The sequence below is a fragment of the Ruegeria sp. BHSA191 genome, assembly GCF_059613325.1.
In genome coordinates this window covers 84,355-100,044 of record NZ_JBXWSH010000001.1, presented here as the reverse complement: position 1 = coordinate 100,044, position 15,690 = coordinate 84,355, and the positions used below count along the sequence as shown (strand labels likewise).

Sequence of the window (15,690 nt, the reverse complement as noted above, 5' to 3'; positions counted from 1 at the left end):
CCGACATGCCCGTGTCGGCCACGAACAGGGTGGGGCGGAATATTTGCTCCTTCCCACTCTTTCACGGGGCGGGTGCGCTCGTCCCATGTGCAGTCCAGGCCGCAGGCAAAAAACACCGGGCGGTCAATGAGAATGAGCCTGGACGGCAAAACTGACAGGGGGCTTCGGCCCCCTTTCTTTTTGGGCGACGTTCTGCCGGATCGGGCCGCCCGCATGAGGGGAGTCATGGCGCAACGTCCCGGCGGAATTTTGCACGGCAAAAGATCGCGCGCCAGGTTCGCAAAAGGGGCGGGGATCGGCGCGAATCGGGCTGTGCGATTCGGCGGCGGTGAGATGGGCCGCTCAGGGGTGTTTGGTGCCGGTGTCCGGACAAACTACCACACACCCCTTATTTGGAGATTTGACAATGAAACCTCGCAATCTGGCTCTTCTGGCCACCGTGGCCCTGAGCGTTCCGGCAGTTATTCTGGCCCAATGCAGCGCCGATGCCAACGGCGACGGCGTTCTGACCATCGAAGAGGTGCAGGCCGTTCTGCCGGACATGGATGCAGACACGTTCTCGGCGATGGATGCAAATGGTGACGGCGCGTTGGATCAGGCCGAAATCGCCGTCGCGCAGGAGGCAGGGTTGCTTCCCCCAAGCAACGGCTGACACCTGTCGGCGGAGCGCGGCCCCAGGGAAACCCTGGCCGCTTTACAATAGGTTATGCGGGTAAGTGAATGTTGAACTTGCTGCGGATCTCGGCGTCCAGCACCGGATCGAACCGGGCTGGTGACGGCTGGCCTAGAATCTCTTCCTTCCGGGCGGTGGCCTTGGCAATCAGGTCGGGCTTGCCCAGCTCGGCCCATTCCTTGGGCGAGGTCCGATCCCCCAGGATGGGATATACATAATCGGCCTGCATCCGGCTGAGCGTGGCATCGGTGCCCAGATAATGGCCCGGCCCGCCCAGACAGACCTCGGCAATCTGGTCGACGGCCAGGGTGTCTTCATTCACCTCGATCCCGCGGACGCAACGCAGGGCCTGCCCGATCAAGTCATCGCCCAGAATCAGGCTCTCGAAGCAGAAGCCCAGCAACGAGGCGTGCATTCCCGCGGCTTCGTAGACCATGTTCAAACCCGAAAGTCCGGCCATGACGTTCGAGCACATCTGCTCCCACCCGGCCTGCATGTCGGGCAGTTTCGCATCCGAAGCACCGGCCGCGGCGCCGCCCGGCAGGTCGTAGAACTTGTGCATCTGGGCGCAGCCCGCGCTCAGCAGCGCCTGCTCGCCCGAGCCGACCGACATCGCGCCCGTGCGCAGGTCCAGCCCAAAGGGCCACGTGCCAAAAACCGCCGGAGCACCGGGGCTTACGGCATTGACATAAACCAACCCGGCCAGGCATTCGGCGGTGGCCTGGACGATCGCGCCCGCGATGGTCGAAGGCGCCGTCGCGCCTGCCATGCCCGCTGACAGCAGCAGCACCGGCATACCTGCCTTGATGCATTCCTCCATCACCTGGCAGCTTTCGGTGGCGAATTTCATCGGCGGCACGACGAAACAGTTCGAATTCGACACGAAGGGCCGCTCGCGCCATTTGTCCTCGCCGCCGGCGATCATGTGCAGCATCTCCATCGCCGGCGCCACATAGCTTGGGTCGGTGAACGAGGTGCCGATATGTTTGTAGGTGCCGGAACAGCAGGCATAGATCGTGTTCAGGTCCATTTCGCGGTTGTCGGCGATGTCGCGGCAGACCATGGGGCGCTGCACGAAATGAATATTGTCCAACTGCTCGCAGATCCGGGCCGCGTCGTGCAGGTCCCGCACGGTCGAATCGCGATAGTTGCGGCCCTGGGCATCGACCATGCTGACTGCCGCCCCGGCGGTGCCGTAGTGCACGCGGTTACCCGAAAGTTCGAGATCGGTCTTGCCGTCGCGGCTGTAAAGCGTCACCGAGCGGTTGGCACGGGCGATCGTGTCCTCGACCAGCGCGCGGGGAAAGCGGATACGCCCGTCATCGCCCAGCGTACAGCCGGCGCCCACAAGATAGTCGATGCCGCTGGGCGGCGCGTCGGCCAAACCGATGGTTTCCAGCGCGTCCAGCGCGGCGGCGTGAATACGCTCCATGTCCTGCTGGCTGAGCGGTTTGTACGTGCCGCCCTCAAGCCCCGGACGAACGGGGCGAAGATGTTCGGGCAGGGCTGCAGCACGGGCGGCGCGACGGGCGGCGCGGCCGCCACTGCGGGACGTTGAGCGGGATTGGTCATTCATGGTGAGGACTCCAAATTGAATGTCAGGTCAAAGGGGGGAAGCTTCAACCCGTTACGGCCGTCCTCGTGCCGCACGCCCCCGATCGGCACCAATGGTGCGGCTAATCAGGCAAATCTTCCAGATATCGTTTGGCATGTGGCCCTCAACTCCTGCGACGAATGGTGTCAGGGTCCGAGCAAGTAATCTGTCCCGTTTGCGACCGATGTCGCTTTTGGCCTCAAAAACTCGGAACGTTGATGAACGCGGCAGGAAATCCTCACGCAGATGGCGAAATATGTTATGCTTCCATTACTTATTGTTAAGATTTGCGTGACTTGAATTGATCTGACTGCACCAAAGCACATGTTTAGTAGAGGTGCACATCACCGCATCTGTTTGAATTGCAAGGGGTGCTGAACGAAAACCGGAGGCTTGCATGAAACTGATCCGCGCCTTGCTGTCGGCCCTGCTGATTCCAGCGGCGCAGGTGGCGTTGGCCGAGGATTGGACGGGCGCTTACGCCGGGTTCACCTTCGGTTATACCGACGCGGACGGACCCGGCGGCAGTGGAAGCAATTCGGGCAGCATCGGCGCAAATATCGGATACGATCTGGATCTTGGCAGCTTCGTCGTCGGGGGTGAACTGGAATATGACCGGCTGAATCTCGACCTGGGCGCCTCGGAGGGCAGTTTGGACAGCGTGTCCCGCGTGAAACTGCGCGGCGGATATGAGTTCGGGCCCGCTTTGGGCTACGTCGTGGTAGGTGCCGCGCGGGCGAATACTTCGGGCGACAGCGACACAGCAGCGGTCTACGGAATCGGCGTAGCCTATCCTCTGGGCGAACGGCTGATCATCAGTGGCGAAGCGTTGCGGCAGAATTTTAACGATGTCACACGGTCGCGGGGCGATCTGGATACCAACACCTTTAACCTGCGCACGACGTTCCGGTTCTGAACGAAACCCGTCTCGGTCACTCTGCCGCTGTCTGACCCGCAAGCCGGGCTGCGAATTCGCATAGGGTCTGAAGGGCAGCGGCGAACCGGTCATCATCGATGGTCATGGCCACGCGCACATGCCCTGCGGCGGCTTGGCCGAAGCTTTCTCCGGGCATGACCGCGATGGCGTGGGTGTCCAGCAGTGCATTGGCGAAGTCTTCGCCGCTTTGCCCTGTCGCGCGGATGTCCAGCATCAGGTACATTGCGCCTTGTGCGGGGATCAGGCCCACCGTGTTCTGTCGGGCCAGAACCTGCATCGCCAGGGCGCGGCGGCGGCGGAAAGGGGTCGCAACCTCTTCTTCCAGTTCGTCCCCCGCGGTCAGCGCATAGCTGGCAGCGTCCTGAATGAATCCCGGAACCCCATAGGTGGTGTGCGTGGCAAGGTTGATCAGATGTTCGATGGCCTCTTCGGGGCCAACGATCCAACCGCAGCGCGACCCGGTCATGGCGTGGGACTTCGACATCGAGCCCACGACCAGGGTGCGGTCGGCCATACCGGGCAGGGCGCGGGGCGACAGGTGCGCGCCTTCCCAGACTTGCGTGTCATAAACCTCGTCCGAGATCAGCCAGATGTCGCGCTCGCGGCACAGATCGGCAATCTCGGTCAGGGTCTCGCGGGAATAGACGACCCCGGTCGGGTTGTTCGGCGTGTTGATCAGCAATGATGCGGCACCCTCGGCCTGTTCTGCTATCGTGGCTGCGTTGGGCTGAAAGGCGTCCTCGGCCCGGGTCTGAACCGCGCGCGCGATCGCGCCAGCCCCGCGGATCGTACCGGGGTAGGTGGCGTAGAACGGGTCGAGATAGAGGCCCACATCGCCCGGGTCGCACGCTGCCATATGCGCGGCGAACAGCGCGGCCTGTCCGCCCGGGGTGATCAGCACGTTGTGGCGCGTGGTCGGAACGCCCGTGCGGGTCTGCACCCGCGCGGCCACGGTATCGCGCAGCAGATCGGTGCCCGGCACCATAGCGTATCCGGTATGGCCCGCGCGCGCCGACCGGTACATCTCGGCCAGGATCGAGGGGTGGGTTCGGATGTCATGTTCGCCTATGGTCAGCTCGGTCACGGCCTGGCCTTCGGCGATCATGCGGCGCGCGCGATAGAACACGTCCCACCCGTCCGAACCGCCTCCGGTCAGATGCGTGATGCGGTGCGAAAGTTTCATGGCGCGCCTCCGTTGCGGCAAGTCCGCCGAATGGGTCAGAGCCGGGGTGATTTGTCAATCAGCTTCCCCCGCCGGCAACAGAAGTCTTGGCGCGCGGGACCGGGCGTGCTACGCGGTGGGCCATGAATCGGATGACCTGCATCATTATCTGCTGCATTCCCTGCTGAACTTTCACGCGGGCTGGTTTCTTTCGTTTTCTTCCCTGAGACAAGTTGCTAAGCCCGCATCAACGCGGACGCTATTGCTGTATCCAGGAGCCAGACGCATGACGACGATCAAACTGCACAACACGCGGACCCGGACGAAGGAAGATTTCGTTCCGATCGATCCCGACAACGTGCGGATGTATGTCTGCGGACCCACCGTGTATGACCGGGCGCATCTGGGCAACGCGCGACCCGTGGTAGTGTTTGACGTGCTATACCGCCTGCTGCGTCACGTTTACGGGCCCGAGCATGTGACCTATGTACGCAACTTCACCGACGTCGATGACAAGATCAACGCGACGGCCCTGGCGCGCAAGCAGGCCGGGGCCGAAGGAACGCTCGAGCAGTTGGTGCAGGAGCGGTCGGACGAGACGATCGGCTGGTACCTGCACGACATGGGCGCGCTGGGGGCGCTGGAGCCCGACCAGATGCCGCGGGCCACGCGGTATATCGACCAGATGATCGCGATGATCGAGGACCTGATCGCCAAGGGTCACGCCTATGAGGCCGAGGGGCATGTTCTGTTCGCGGTGGACAGCTGGCGCGACGAGTATGGCAAGCTGTCGGGCCGGTCGGTCGATGACATGATCGCAGGCGCTCGGGTCGAGGTGGCGCCCTACAAGAAGAACCCGATGGATTTCGTGCTGTGGAAGCCCTCGGACGATGAACTGCCCGGTTGGGAGTCGCCCTGGGGCCGGGGGCGTCCGGGCTGGCACATCGAATGCTCGGCCATGAGCTATGAGTTGCTGGGCGAAAGTTTCGACATCCATGGCGGCGGAAATGACCTGATGTTTCCGCACCACGAAAACGAGATCGCCCAGAGCAAATGCGCCCACCCCCATGGCGAATTCGCGCGGTACTGGCTGCACAACGAGATGCTGCAGGTCGAGGGAAAGAAGATGTCCAAATCGCTGGGCAATTTCTTCACCGTGCATGACCTGCTGGATCAGGGCGTGCCGGGTGAGGTGATCCGGTTCGTCTTCCTGCAGACCCACTATCGCAAGCCGATGGACTGGACAGAAAAGAAGGCTCGCGAGGCCGAGGCCACGTTGCGAAAGTGGCGGGCGCTGACTGCGGGCATCGAACCCGCAGCCAGCGCGGCGCCCGCGGTGATCGAGGCGCTTTCCGATGACCTCAACACGGCGGGTGCCCTTGCCGAGCTGCATCGTCTGGCCTCGGACGGCGATGCCGCCACTTTGCTGGCCAGTGCGCAGGTGCTGGGCCTGTTGGAACCCGAGATGGGGGGCTGGGCCGAGACCGACGGCGTGGATCTGTCGGCCCATGCCGACCGGCTGGCCCGTGTTCGGGCCGAGGCGATGCAGACCAAGGATTTCTCGGAAGTGGATCGGTTGAAGGCCGCCTATCTGTCGGCTGGTCTGGAAGTGCGGATGAGCAAGGACGGGGTCGAACTGGTGCCAGGCGCGGGCTTTGATGCCAGCAGGCTGGAGGGCGTGGAATGAGCAAAGAGCGCCTGTACCTCTATGACACCACGTTGCGCGACGGCCAGCAGACGCAGGGCGTTCAGTTCTCGACCGCCGAAAAGGTCCAGATCGCGCAGGCGCTGGATGCTTTGGGGGTGGACTATATCGAAGGCGGCTGGCCCGGTGCGAACCCCACCGACAGCGCATTTTTCGACGCCGCGCCCAAGACGCGCGCCTGCCTGACCGCCTTTGGCATGACCAAACGGGCCGGGCGCTCGGCCGAGAATGACGACGTGTTGGCCGCCGTCATGAACGCCGGCACGCGGGCGGTCTGTCTGGTGGGCAAGTCGCATGACTATCACGTGACCGACGCGCTGGGGATCTCGCTGGAGGAAAATGTCGAGAACGTCCGCGCCTCGGTCGCGCATATCGTGGCACAGGGGCGCGAGGCGCTGTTCGATGCCGAGCATTTCTTTGACGGCTACAAAGACAACCCTGCCTATGCCATGCAGGTCTGCCAAGCGGCGCTGGAGGCCGGTGCCCGCTGGGTGGTGTTGTGCGACACCAATGGCGGCGCGCTGCCGGCCGAAGTTGGGCGGATCGTGTCCGACCTGGTCGCCGCGGGCTTCCCCGGCGACCGGCTGGGCATTCACACCCACAACGACACCGAAAATGCCGTGGCCTGTTCCTTGGCCGCTGTGGATGCCGGCGCGCGCCAGATTCAGGGAACGTTGAACGGGCTGGGCGAGCGCTGCGGCAATGCCAACCTGACAGCCCTGATCCCGACGCTGCTGTTGAAGGAGCCCTATGCCTCGGCCTTCGAGATCGGCGTCAGTCGCGACGCGCTGACCGGTCTAACCCGCATTAGCCGAATGCTCGACGACGTTCTGAACCGGGTGCCCAGCAAACAGGCGGCCTATGTCGGCGCCTCGGCCTTTGCGCACAAGGCAGGGCTGCATGCCAGCGCGATTCTCAAGGACCCTTCGACCTATGAACATGTCGATCCGGCGACCGTGGGCAATGCGCGGATCATTCCGATGTCGAACCAGGCGGGCCAGTCGAACTTGCGCAAACGCCTGACCGAGGCCGGATTGCAGGTCGAGCCGGGCGACCCGGCGCTGGGGCGCATCCTGGAACGGATCAAGGCACGCGAAGCCGAAGGCTATTCCTATGACACCGCGCAGGCCAGTTTCGAGCTGCTGGCCCGCGATGAACTGGGCCAGCTGCCGCAGTTCTTCGAGGTCAAGCGCTACAAGGTCACGGTCGAGCGGCGCAAGAACAAGTACAACCAGATGGTCAGCCTGTCCGAGGCGGTCGTCGTGGTGAAGGTGGATGGTGAGAAGAAGCTTTCGGTCAGCGAGTCGATGGACGAAAACGGCAGCGACCGTGGCCCGGTGAACGCGCTGGCCAAAGCTTTGGCCAAGGATCTGGGGCAGTACTCGCCCATCCTGGACGATATGCATCTGGTGGACTTCAAGGTGCGCATCACCCAGGGCGGGACCGAGGCGGTGACCCGCGTCATCATCGACAGCGAAGACGGGCAGGGGCGGCGCTGGTCCACGGTGGGGGTCAGCGCGAACATCGTCGACGCCTCGTTCGAGGCGCTGCTGGAGGCGATCCAGTGGAAGCTGGTGCGCGATTGCAGCCCGCAATCGGTGGTGGCCGAGTGAGCGTGCCCTTCGACGAAGACGTCAAGGCCTGCGCGGCGCTGGTCCACCGGGCCGACCCGGACCGGTTCATGGCCGCGATGGCGGCGCCGGTTCAGGCGCGGGCCGTGCTGTTTCCGATCTATGCGATGAATATCGAGGTCGCTCGCGCGCCGTGGGTCACCCAAGAGCCGATGATCGCGGAAATGCGCCTGCAATGGTGGCGCGACGCGCTGCAGGAGATCGCCGAAGGGCCCTCCGTGCGGCGGCACGAGGTGGTCACGCCCCTGTCGCGTGTCCTGTCCCCGCATCTGGCGGCGATGCTGGATGAATTCGTGGCCGTAAGGCGTTGGGATATCTACAGGGATCCGTTCGAGGATGAGGAACACTTCGAGGCCTATCTGACGCACAGCGCCGGGTCGCTGATGGTCGCTTCGGCGCAAGCCCTGGGTGCCGCTGACGAAACGGTTCTGCGCGATTTTGGCTACGCGGTCGGTGTGGCGAACTGGTTCCGCGCCATCCCCGAGCTTGAAGCCCGCGGGCGCATTCCCCTGTTGGACGGAACGCCGGACGGGGTGCGTCAATTGGCCGAGCGGGCGCTGCAACGGATGGCCGCGGCCCGAGCACGGCGCGTCGATGTTTCCGCTCAGGCGCGCCCGGCGCTTGTGGCCGGTTGGCAGGCCGAATGGGTGTTGCGCCGCGTGGTCGCTGACCCGACAGCGGTCAGCACGGGCGCTTTGAAACAAAGCGAGTTTCGTCGGCGGGCATCCCTGATCTGGACCGCGACCACAGGTCGGTGGTGATCAGGCCGTATCCGTGGCATCGGGTTTCAGCACCAGCCACAGCAGCGCGCCGCCCGCCAAGGTCAGCAATGGTACCATCGCCAGGTTGACGGCCGTCCATCCCTCGACCGGGGAGCCGCCCGAACAGTTCATCAATCCGCCCGAGGCCAGCGACGCAATCGTCACGCCTCCAAACACCAGCAGGTCATTCAGTCCCTGCACGCGGCCGCGTTCATGCACATCGTGCTGGGCCGCCAGCATGCTGGTGGCACCGATGAAACCGAAGTTCCAGCCAATGCCAAGCAGAACGAGGGCCAGAAAGAAGTTCCCGATCTCAACGCCTTGTAGGGCCACAACGCCCGCGCCGCCCAAAATCGCCAAACCGATCGCGACCATTTTCTCGGCCCCGAACCGGGCGATCAGGTGGCCGGTGAAGAAACTGGGAACATACATCGCCAGAACGTGGCTGGTGACCACATCCGCCGCATCACCTTCGGAGAAGCCACAGCCGACGACGGCCAGCGGCGTTGAGGTCATCACAAGGTTCATCAGCGCGTACGAGACCATGGCACAGATGATGGCCACGGCAATACGTGGGGTTTTCAGCAACTCCAGCCGCGACCGGCCTTTGGGCGCATACTGTGACGGACGGTCGGGGGTCGGAATGTCCAGAAACAGGAATAGGACCGACCCTATGACGTTCACTGCGATCACTGCGAAATAGGTGCCCAGGAACGGAATGACATAGGCCTGCGAGGTCAGCTTGACGATCTGCGGCCCGATGATGGCGGCAGCCAGACCGCCGGCCATGACATAAGAGATCGCCTTGGGCCGGAATGCGTCTGAAGCAGTATCAGCGGCGGCAAAGCGATAGAAGCCATGTGCGCTCATGTAGATGCCGGTCAGCAGGCTGCCGACAAGAAAGACAGGGAACGACCCCAGGTACAGGCCATAGGCTCCTACGCCGCCGCCCACCGCTCCGGCGGTGGCACCGACCAGAAATCCGGCGCGGCGGCCCCAGCGCTGCATGATGGCCGAGACCGGCGTTGCCGCCAGCATCGAGCCCAGAACGATCAGCGAAATCGGCAGCGTGGCCAGGCAGGCGTTGCTGGCCAGCGACTGGCCCGCCAATCCGCCAACGATGAAGATCATCGGCATCTGTGCGCCCAGAATCGCCTGCGCCGCCACCAGAACGGCAACGTTGCGCTTGGCGCGGGTATCGTCGGGGGCTGTGCTGGTCATCGACATGCGCAAATGGGTATCGGCGAACCGGCGGACATACAAGCGGGTTGCATATGCGACAAAGCAGCCTAACCTGCGCCCTGAACCGCCACCCGGAGCCGCCATGACCGTTGGTCGAATTATCGAGACACCAGAATGCGTTGCGGAAGGGGCCGAGTGGCTGTCTGACACCTGTCCGCGCATGGCGCACGCGATCGAACTGACCCGCCCGTTGCCCCTGCGCCGCCGGCCCGACGGTTTCGCGCAACTGCTCAGCGCCATCGTCAGCCAGCAGGTCAGCGTGGCCTCGGCCAACGCGATTTGGGGGCGGATGCAGCAGGCCGGCCTGACCGGGCCGCGCAAGATCAAGTGGGCCACCGATGATGACCTGCGCGCAGTCGGGCTGAGCCGTCAGAAGATCCGCTATGCCCGTGCGCTGGCCGAGGCGCGGATCGACTACAAAGCCCTGCGCGAGGTGCCCGATAACGTGGTCATTGCGACGCTGACCCAAGTGCCGGGCATCGGGGTCTGGACGGCCGAGATTTATGCCATGTTCTCGCTGGGGCGGGCGGATGTGATCGCGCCGGGTGATCTGGCCCTGCAGGAGGCTGCGCGGATGCTGTACGACCTGCCAGATCGGCCGACCGACAAGGCGCTGCGGCAGATGGCCGAGGCGTGGTCGCCGTGGCGGTCGGTTGCAGCCCGGGTTCTGTGGGCCTATTACCGCGTGGCCAAGGATAGGGAAGGGATCAGATGACAAGGGTTTTGAACGCGCTCCGCAAAGAGCCGGTTTCGGGCGACACGCGCTCGGTCGTGGTGTTCGTGCATGGCTATGGCGCCAACGGGGCCGATCTGCTGGGGCTTGCGGATGTTCTGGGCGAACACCTGCCCGACACGCTGTTCGTGGCCCCCGACGCACCCGAGCAGATCCCCAGCATGCCCAACGGCTTCCAGTGGTTTCCGATCCCGTGGATCGACGGTTCGTCCGAGGAGGAGGCCCGGCGCGGCATGGAAATGGCGGTCGAGGATTTCAACGCCTTTCTCGACGCCCTGATGGTGGACGAGGACGTGCTGCCCGAGCAGGTGGTGCTGTTCGGCTTTTCCCAAGGCACGATGATGAGCCTGCACGTGGCCCCGCGCCGCGAAGACCCGGTGGCTGGCGTGATCGCGTTTTCCGGCCGCCTGTTGGAGCCTGACCTGCTGGCCGACGAGGTGGTCAGCCGGATGCCCGTGCTGCTGGTGCATGGCGATGCCGATGACATGGTGCCGCCGCAATCGCTACCCGAGGCCGCCGAGGCCCTGCAGCGCGCGGGCTTCAAGGAGGTCTATGCCCACATCATGAAGGGCACCGGCCATGGAATCGCACCCGACGGGCTGGGCGTCGCGCTGGCCTTCATGCGCGACAAGCTGAGCCTGTGACTGGGTAGAGTCACCCCCACAGGTGACCCTCGGCAAATTCCACCGAATTTCCGGCCGGGTCGCGCACATAGAGCGACCGGGCCCCGTTCGGCCAGTCGAATTCGGCCTCGACAGGGACGTTCCAGTCCAACAAATGCTTGCGCATCGACGCGATCTGGTCGCGCGTCAGGATAAGGCACACATGCCCCGAACCGCGAGCGCCATGCGGCGGCACCGGCAGGTCCGGGTTGGTCGGAGGCCGTTCTGTCTGGTCAGCGTTGAACAAAAGCAACACCGAGGCGCCGACCCGGAAGAACACGTGCCGGCCCTCCACGCGCTGAATGCGTTCCAAGCCCAGAACCTCGCCATAGAACCGTTCGGCGGCATCCAGATCATCGACATACAGCGCGGCCTCGAGAATGCCCGAAGGCGACGGGATTCCGGCTGCCACTTTCATGGCGACATGATATCGGACATCGCCGAAAAAGTCACCGCCGCGGACGCCTGTCCCGCTTGCGTTGGGGGGCGGTTTCCAGAACGGGCATCGGCAGACTGTCCCAGCTGCCGGGGGCGAGGTCGTCCAGGGTCCAGTCCCCGATCTTGGCGCGGATCAGGCGCAGGGTGGGATGGCCTACGGCGGCCGTCATGCGACGCACCTGACGGTTGCGCCCTTCGCGCAGGGTCAGTTCCAGCCAGCAATCCGGTACCGTCTTGCGGTCGCGGATCGGTGGGGTGCGCGGCCACAGGCCTTGGGGTTCGTCGATCAGCCGCGCCTTGGCTGGGCGGGTCATGCCGTCATTCAACTCCACCCCGTCGCGCAGGGCCCGAATGGCCGCCGCATCCGGGATGCCCTCGACCTGGACCCAATAGGTTTTGGGAATCTTGTGCTTGGGGTCCGCGATATGGGATTGCAGCCGCCCATTGTCGGTCAGCAGCATCAGCCCCTCGCTGTCGCGGTCCAGCCGCCCGGCCGGATATACACCTGGCAGGTCTATGAAATCCGACAGGGTGCGGCGCGGCGAGTCGGCGTTTTGCCGGTCGGTGAATTGCGGCAGCACGTCGAACGGCTTGTTGAAACGGATGAACCAGGACATGGGGCTCGCATACCCGCGGTTCATCGCCAGCGCAAGCTGTGGATAACTGTCACGCGCTTGTTACGGCCGCTGCCTATCATGCTCTCGAGATATTGTGGAAACTCAGGGCTTGCCAGAGCTTTGCCACGATATATAGTTGAATCAAGACCGGGGCGGGTGCTCCCCGCTCTGGTGTCCCATACAGGCAGCCGAGAGCGAGGAGCGATTCTGCGATGGACGGAGATTTCAGGACCGAATTTGTCAGGGAGCCGGGTGCGCTGAAGCACCATCCGGCCTTGGTTTTGAACGCCGATTACCGCCCGCTGTCCTACTATCCGCTGTCGCTGTGGCCCTGGCAGGAGGCGATAAAGGCCGCCTGGCTGGATCGGGTCGATATCATCGCCGAATATGACGAGGTGGTCCGCAGCCCCAGCACGGTGATCCGAATACCGTCGGTGGTTGTCCTGAAAGACTACGTGAAACCCAGAAAGCGCGTGGCCTTCACGCGCTTTAATTTGTTTCTGAGGGATGAGTTCCGCTGTCAGTATTGCGGCAGCCGGGGCGAGTTGACTTTTGACCATGTGGTGCCGCGCGCGGCCGGAGGCGTCACCAGTTGGCAGAACGTGGTCGCCGCCTGCAGCCCGTGTAATCTGCGCAAGGGGTCGAAATCGTTGCGCCAAGCCGGGATGAGCCTGCGCAAGCCGCCGCGCCAGCCCGATGCCGAGATGCTGCAGAACATCGGGCGGAAGTTTCCGCCCAACCACCTGCACGAAAGCTGGATCGACTTTCTGTATTGGGATGCGGAACTGGACGCCCAGTAGGGTCAGCGCGCGCGCCAGGCGGCCAGCCAGACCAGAGCCAAACCTGCGGACAGCAGTGCATTCCAACCGGCCATGGACAGGCCGAACATCTCCCACGGGATTTCGTCGCAGCGCACCAGCGGGGCGGCCATGATCTGTTCCATCAATTCTTCCGCCGACAGGCCGCTGATGCTGCCCGAGGTGCAGCTGGACGGGCCTTCCCATAGCCCGCGCTCGACCCCGGCGTGATAGATGCCGATGCCCGAGGTGGTAGCGGCGGCTGCCGCGCCGAGAAGCGGCAGGAGGCGTACGCCCGGCAGGGCGAAGGCCAAGGCGCCGATCGCGATCGCCGCGCCATGTGGATAGCGTTGCCAGAAGCACATTTTGCAAGGTGCCATTCCGCCGATGTATTGAAAGGCCCAGGCCCCCAGCAGCAATCCCAGGGATCCGGTGGCGGCCAGAAGAATGAGTGTGCGTTTGCGCGTCATACGTATTTCACCACCAAAAATCCGCCGATCAGCAGAAAGATGAAAAGGGTGAACATTAACCCCAGACGTTTTTCGATGAAATCGCGGATCGGTTCCCCAAAGCCCCAAAGCAGCCCGGCAACCATGAAGAACCGCAGCGCACGCGCCAAAATGGATGTCGCGATGAAGGTGCCCAGCGGCATGCCCGTCCAGCCGGACATGATCGTGATGACCTTGTAGGGGAAGGGCGTGACGCCGGCGGTCAGAACTGCCCAGAACCCGAAATCGTTGAACCGCTGGTTGAATTCTTCCATGGCGTGGGCCTTGCCCATGGCCTCGAGGATAGGCTGGCCCACGCTTTCGTAGAAGAAGGCCCCGATGGCATAGCCGAGCATCCCACCCAGCACCGAGGCAACCAGGGCCACGGTGGCGATCAGCCAGGCGCGCGACGGGCGCGCAAGAATCATCGGGATCATCAGAACATCGGGCGGGATCGGAAAGAACGAGCTTTCGATGAATGCCACGACGGCCAGCGCCCACAGGGCATGCGGGTGATCGGCCAGACGGATGGTCCAGTCATACAGCGATCGCAGCATTTGCACCAAATTCCACTGTTCAAGTCTGACGAGGCAAATCATGTGCACGCCCCAGCGTCAACCTCTTGCGCTATCGCGCTTCCTTGTCTTTGGTGATTTTTGCCTCTGGACCTTCGCACGCTTGGGCGGTAATTCAATTCGCGTGGCCCAAGTGGCGGAATGGTAGACGCAGGGGATTCAAAATCCCCCGGTAGCAATACCGTGTGAGTTCGAGTCTCACCTTGGGCACCACGCTGAATTTTCACGAAAACACGAAAATGCGTTGCCCAGAGCGGCGTTCGGCCCGCCGTTCCTTGCAACGACAGTTGTGGCGACGGGCATGGTACGAACGGCCGTGACATAGCGGTGCGCCGGGTCGGCAGGGTTAACAGGCGGTTGCTGCGCCCACTTGCCGCGAAAGGCCGGCGTGCCGAGTCGTGTGGCAGGGGGGAATTATTCCGGCCCATCGTCACATCTGCGGCGGGTAGGGTGCCCCAAGGTCAGAAGGCTTGACAAAGCGCCAAGGTGACACAAACCTCGAACCTGTTGGGAGAAATTGGGAATACAGATGGTTGCATCCGTTGCATGACGCGTCGGATTGCCCTATCCGCTCGATCCCCGGACCGGGTTCTTGACCCGTCTTCCGTCAGAAAGCAAAAAATCTTGGGAGTCCTCAAATGATCAAGAAAAGCAAGCTGAGCCTGGGTGCGGTCGTCACTGCCGCGCTGATGGCCCCCGCGGCCTATGCCGAAGAATTCATCACCATCGGCACCGGCGGCGTGACCGGCGTGTACTACCCGACCGGTGGCGCGATCTGCCGTCTGGTGAACAAGGGCCGCAAGGAACATGGCGTGCGCTGCTCGGTCGAATCGACGGGTGGGTCGGTCTACAACATCAACACCATCCGCGAAGGCGAGCTGGAGTTCGGTGTGGCCCAGTCGGACTGGCAGTACCATGCCTATAACGGCACTTCGAAATTCGAAGAAGCCGGCCCGTTCGAGGGCCTGCGCGCCGTGTTCTCGGTGCACCCTGAACCGTTCACAGTAGTGGCCCGCGCCGATTCCGGCATCAAGAACTTCGAAGACCTGAAGGGTAAGCGCGTCAACATCGGCAACCCCGGTTCCGGTCAGCGCGGCACCATGGAAGTGCTGATGGAAGCGGTGGGCTGGACGACGGATGATTTCGAACTGGCCACCGAGCTGAAAGCCGCCGAACAGTCGGCCGCCCTGTGCGACAACCAGATCGACGCGATGGTCTATACCGTCGGCCACCCCTCGGGTTCGATCCAGGAAGCGACCACCGCATGTGACTCCGTTCTGGTCAACGTGACCGGCCCGGCGGTCGACAAGCTGGTCGAGGACAACTCGTTCTACCGCAAGGCCTCCATCCCCGGCGGCATGTATCGCGGCACCGACGAGGACGTGCAGACCTTTGGCGTGGGCGCGACCTTCGTGACCTCGGCCGATGTGTCGGAAGATGCGGTCTATGCCGTCGTCAGCTCGGTCTTCGAGAACTTCGAAGACTTCAAAAAGCTGCACCCGGCCTTCGCCAACCTCAAGCCTGAGGAAATGATCAAGGACGGCCTGTCTGCTCCGCTGCACCCGGGTGCCGAGAAATACTATCGCGAAAAGGGCTGGATCCAGTAATCCGGCTTTGACCCAAGACCGCGAGGCGCCCAACGGCGCCTCGTTTCCGCCGGCGGGAGGCCGGACAA

At 63.4% G+C, this 15,690-nt stretch carries 16 protein-coding genes and 1 tRNA gene; 10 read left to right on the top strand and 7 right to left on the bottom strand.

Annotation, left to right across the window (positions count from 1 at the left end):
* Positions 1 to 406 precede the first annotated feature (406 nt).
* On the top strand, positions 407 to 652 hold the full coding sequence (locus tag AC2FNS_RS00505) for an EF-hand domain-containing protein (RefSeq protein WP_496689051.1): 246 nt from the start codon (positions 407 to 409) through the stop codon (positions 650 to 652).
* A gap of 52 nt (positions 653 to 704) precedes the next feature.
* Here AC2FNS_RS00505 and AC2FNS_RS00500 read toward each other — a convergent pair whose 3' ends face one another.
* Entirely contained in the window at positions 705 to 2,249 is a 1,545-nt protein-coding gene (locus tag AC2FNS_RS00500; protein ID WP_496711376.1) for a trimethylamine methyltransferase family protein, read from the bottom strand.
* Positions 2,250 to 2,664: 415 nt separating this feature from the next.
* On the opposite strand from AC2FNS_RS00500, the gene AC2FNS_RS00495 reads away from it, so the two are divergent.
* Entirely contained in the window at positions 2,665 to 3,183 is a 519-nt protein-coding gene (locus AC2FNS_RS00495) for an outer membrane protein (RefSeq protein WP_496689047.1), read from the top strand.
* Between the two features lie 16 nt (positions 3,184 to 3,199).
* Here AC2FNS_RS00495 and AC2FNS_RS00490 read toward each other — a convergent pair whose 3' ends face one another.
* A complete protein-coding gene (locus tag AC2FNS_RS00490) occupies positions 3,200 to 4,387 on the bottom strand; it encodes a pyridoxal phosphate-dependent aminotransferase (RefSeq protein ID WP_496803743.1) in 1,188 nt (395 codons plus the stop codon).
* 265 nt (positions 4,388 to 4,652) lie between these two features.
* On the opposite strand from AC2FNS_RS00490, the gene cysS reads away from it, so the two are divergent.
* Genes cysS through AC2FNS_RS00475 form a run of 3 tightly spaced genes read left to right on the top strand, consistent with a single transcriptional unit; the run spans position 4,653 to position 8,463 of the window.
* The gene (gene cysS, locus AC2FNS_RS00485) at positions 4,653 to 6,053 is read left to right on the top strand and encodes a cysteine--tRNA ligase (RefSeq protein ID WP_496711374.1); all 1,401 of its coding nucleotides are present in this window, start codon (positions 4,653 to 4,655) and stop codon (positions 6,051 to 6,053) included.
* A complete protein-coding gene (gene cimA / locus AC2FNS_RS00480) occupies positions 6,050 to 7,684 on the top strand; it encodes a citramalate synthase (protein WP_496711373.1) in 1,635 nt (544 codons plus the stop codon). The genes cysS and cimA overlap by 4 nt, the downstream gene beginning before the upstream one ends.
* A 2-nt stretch (positions 7,685 to 7,686) precedes the next feature.
* Positions 7,687 to 8,463 carry a squalene/phytoene synthase family protein gene (locus AC2FNS_RS00475; RefSeq protein WP_496711426.1) on the top strand — a complete coding sequence of 259 codons (777 nt, stop codon included), beginning with the start codon at positions 7,687 to 7,689 and terminating at the stop codon, positions 8,461 to 8,463.
* Here AC2FNS_RS00475 and AC2FNS_RS00470 read toward each other — a convergent pair whose 3' ends face one another.
* On the bottom strand, positions 8,464 to 9,690 hold the full coding sequence (locus tag AC2FNS_RS00470) for an MFS transporter (RefSeq protein WP_496711372.1): 1,227 nt from the start codon (positions 9,688 to 9,690) through the stop codon (positions 8,464 to 8,466).
* Between the two features lie 97 nt (positions 9,691 to 9,787).
* Here AC2FNS_RS00470 and AC2FNS_RS00465 point away from each other — a divergent pair, with 97 nt between their 5' ends.
* Together AC2FNS_RS00465 and AC2FNS_RS00460 are read left to right on the top strand one after the other, a co-directional pair.
* On the top strand, positions 9,788 to 10,420 hold the full coding sequence (locus tag AC2FNS_RS00465) for a DNA-3-methyladenine glycosylase family protein (protein WP_496711371.1): 633 nt from the start codon (positions 9,788 to 9,790) through the stop codon (positions 10,418 to 10,420).
* Positions 10,417 to 11,082: an alpha/beta hydrolase gene (locus AC2FNS_RS00460; protein WP_496711370.1), complete on the top strand. Its 666-nt coding sequence runs from the start codon at positions 10,417 to 10,419 to the stop codon at positions 11,080 to 11,082. Before AC2FNS_RS00465 ends, AC2FNS_RS00460 begins: the two co-directional genes overlap by 4 nt.
* Positions 11,083 to 11,092: 10 nt before the next feature.
* Here AC2FNS_RS00460 and AC2FNS_RS00455 read toward each other — a convergent pair whose 3' ends face one another.
* A complete protein-coding gene (locus tag AC2FNS_RS00455) occupies positions 11,093 to 11,518 on the bottom strand; it encodes a VOC family protein (protein ID WP_496689035.1) in 426 nt (141 codons plus the stop codon).
* A gap of 31 nt (positions 11,519 to 11,549) precedes the next feature.
* On the bottom strand, positions 11,550 to 12,155 hold the full coding sequence (locus AC2FNS_RS00450; RefSeq protein WP_496711369.1) for a pseudouridine synthase: 606 nt from the start codon (positions 12,153 to 12,155) through the stop codon (positions 11,550 to 11,552).
* A 212-nt stretch (positions 12,156 to 12,367) separates the two neighbouring features.
* On the opposite strand from AC2FNS_RS00450, the gene AC2FNS_RS00445 reads away from it, so the two are divergent.
* Complete coding sequence (locus tag AC2FNS_RS00445; RefSeq protein ID WP_496678242.1) at positions 12,368 to 12,955, top strand: HNH endonuclease; 588 nt, start codon at positions 12,368 to 12,370, stop codon at positions 12,953 to 12,955.
* A 2-nt stretch (positions 12,956 to 12,957) separates the two neighbouring features.
* Here AC2FNS_RS00445 and AC2FNS_RS00440 read toward each other — a convergent pair whose 3' ends face one another.
* Positions 12,958 to 13,422 (bottom strand): disulfide bond formation protein B, encoded by a 465-nt coding sequence (locus AC2FNS_RS00440; RefSeq protein ID WP_496727627.1) that lies wholly within the window; start codon positions 13,420 to 13,422, stop codon positions 12,958 to 12,960.
* Positions 13,419 to 13,997 (bottom strand): YqaA family protein, encoded by a 579-nt coding sequence (locus AC2FNS_RS00435; RefSeq protein WP_496689143.1) that lies wholly within the window; start codon positions 13,995 to 13,997, stop codon positions 13,419 to 13,421. Before AC2FNS_RS00435 ends, AC2FNS_RS00440 begins: the two co-directional genes overlap by 4 nt.
* A 145-nt stretch (positions 13,998 to 14,142) precedes the next feature.
* Between AC2FNS_RS00435 and AC2FNS_RS00430 the strand changes: the two genes are divergently transcribed.
* A tRNA-Leu gene (locus tag AC2FNS_RS00430) sits at positions 14,143 to 14,228 on the top strand.
* A gap of 425 nt (positions 14,229 to 14,653) precedes the next feature.
* Complete coding sequence (locus AC2FNS_RS00425; RefSeq protein WP_496678249.1) at positions 14,654 to 15,622, top strand: TAXI family TRAP transporter solute-binding subunit; 969 nt, start codon at positions 14,654 to 14,656, stop codon at positions 15,620 to 15,622.
* Positions 15,623 to 15,690 lie beyond the last annotated feature (68 nt).